1 protein-coding gene is annotated in these 236 nt (G+C 50.8%); it reads left to right on the plus strand.

The window, feature by feature from the left end; all coding sequences use genetic code 11:
• On the plus strand, positions 1–236 hold a 236-nt coding region (locus tag AB1471_RS19165), incomplete at both ends, for a hypothetical protein (protein ID WP_367781068.1).

The following is a 236-nucleotide window of genomic DNA, read 5'->3' on the forward strand; positions in this document are numbered from 1 at the left end:
GGGGGAGAGGAAAGGAAAGGAAGAGAAAAGGAGAAAGGAAAAAGGAAGAAGGGGGAAAAGAAGAAAGAGAAGAAAGAGGAAAAAGAGGGGGGGAGGGAAAGAAAAAGAGAAGGGAGAGGAGGAAAAAGGGAAAAGAAGGAAAGAGGGGAGGGGAAGAGAAAAGGGGGAGGGAGAGGGAGAAAGGGGGAGGGGGGGAAAAAAAGGGGAGGGAGGGGAAAGGGGAAGAAAGAGGAAGC

This window comes from Jeotgalibacillus marinus (assembly GCF_040801915.1).
GTDB lineage: Bacteria > Bacillota > Bacilli > Bacillales > Jeotgalibacillaceae > Jeotgalibacillus > Jeotgalibacillus marinus.